Annotated in this window: 2 protein-coding genes and 1 pseudogene; 2 read left to right on the top strand and 1 reads right to left on the bottom strand. The window is 64.8% G+C overall.

The window, feature by feature from the left end; translation table 11 throughout:
- Nucleotides 1-101: 101 nt before the first annotated feature.
- Both B9O00_RS34320 and B9O00_RS32135 read left to right on the top strand, forming a co-directional pair.
- Nucleotides 102-239, top strand: a pseudogene (locus B9O00_RS34320) (DUF6538 domain-containing protein); the annotation flags it as partial.
- Nucleotides 240-371: 132 nt separating this feature from the next.
- Complete coding sequence (locus tag B9O00_RS32135) at nt 372-1,373, top strand: tyrosine-type recombinase/integrase (protein WP_367575478.1); 1,002 nt, start codon at nt 372-374, stop codon at nt 1,371-1,373.
- 5 nt (nt 1,374-1,378) lie between these two features.
- Here B9O00_RS32135 and B9O00_RS33980 read toward each other — a convergent pair.
- The coding region (locus B9O00_RS33980) for a hypothetical protein (RefSeq protein WP_218822993.1) at nt 1,379-1,635 on the bottom strand (257 nt) is incomplete at its 5' end.

Raw genomic sequence — 1,635 nt, forward strand, 5'->3', positions numbered from 1 at the left:
TCAAAGAGCTGGTCGAGCACTACAAGGCCACCCCGCACCAACTCCGCCGCTACGAAAGCCTCTGACCCGCGGTCCTCACCGGACGGGTACGGCGGTACTACGCCCTGCACGATATTCCGAAGGACGTGCGCCATGCGTTCGGCGGGAAGGCACGGTTTACTCAGTCGCTCGGGACCGAGGACTATCGGGAGGCAAAGCGGCGGGCCGGCTACTGGGACGCCAAGTGGCGAGGCGAGATAGACCAAGCCCGCCACGGCTCCTCCGATCCACTTGAGCGCGATGCCCGCTACTTCCGGGAGGCCCTGCGGCACGCCCCCGAGGAGGAGCGCGAGCTGATCCTCGACCAGGTGGACGCCCGTTATCAGTCGATTGTGGAGCGGGGCATCCGGAGGGAAGGGCTGGAGGCGGACTGGAAGGACGACCGCATCTATGACCTCCCCGAGTTCGAGCAGGCGGAGCGGTTCGCATCCATCGCCGTAGGCACGGCGCTCCCCTTCACGGAGCACCTCGACGACTACGGCGCCTCGCTCCATGGCAAGGAGCAGAAGACCATCGACCAGCGGAAGGCCCGCATCCAGAAGTTCGCCGAGGACTTCCCAAAGGTGCAGGACGTGACGCGGAAGAAGGTGCAGAAGTGGGTCAACGACCAAGCCGCAGAAGGCCGCTCGCCGAAGACCATCCAAGGCTACGTCTCCGACGTGCGGAGCTACTGGAACTACCTGATCTCGATCGAGGCCGTTCCCGAGGAGAGCGCCCCCTTCGACAAGCTTTCGCTGCCCCGCGCGTCCAGCAAGGGCCGCGCAGACGACCGTAGAGCGCCCTACACGCCCAAGGATGCCGTCCGGGTCTACCGGGCTGCCCTGGCCGAAGGAGACGCCCTCCTGGCCGACCTGATCCTCCTGGGGATGCACACTGGGGCGCGGATCGAGGAGCTATGCTCCCTGAAGGTCGAGCACGCTAAGGACTTCATCGACATCCGCGACGCCAAGACCGGGGCAGGGGTTCGGCAGGTGCCGATCCATCCGGCCGTTAAGGACATGCTGGAGCGGCGCCGGAAGGAGTCGAGCGACGGCTACGTCTTCTCCGGGCTGAAGGCGAACAAGTACGGCGACCGCAGCAACACCATGTCGGCCCGCTTTAGTCGCCTGAAGACCGACCTCGGGTTCGGCCCGTCGCACGTCTTCCACTCCTTCAGGAACACCCTCGCGACCATGATGGAGAACGCGGGGGTTCTGGAGGGCATCGCTGCCGACACCGTGGGGCACAAGAAGCAGACCATGACCTACGGGCTCTACTCGGGCGGAGCGAGCCTGGAGGTGAAGCAGAAGGCGCTGGAGCTGGTCCAGTATCCTTGGTCGGCTGAGGGGGGCTGACTGCCTCAGAGTTGGTCGCGGGCGACCGCGGCGATTTCTTCGGCCGCCTCTTGGATGGCGCCCGAAATCTGAACTCCTGCCAGCGCAGAGTCGTCGTCCCGCTGAAAACCTGCTGCTACTAGGCCGCTGGTCAACCCTTCGATCCGGTGCTCAAACTCTGCGATGATCGTAAGCGCTGTTCTGAGGGCACCTTCCGCGCATAGGCAGCAGCGGGGAGTCTGGGCGACATGGAGATAAGAGCCATGTCGGATCCTGAGCTTAT

This window comes from Tistlia consotensis USBA 355 (assembly GCF_900177295.1).
GTDB classification, from domain to species: domain Bacteria; phylum Pseudomonadota; class Alphaproteobacteria; order Kiloniellales; family DSM-21159; genus Tistlia; species Tistlia consotensis.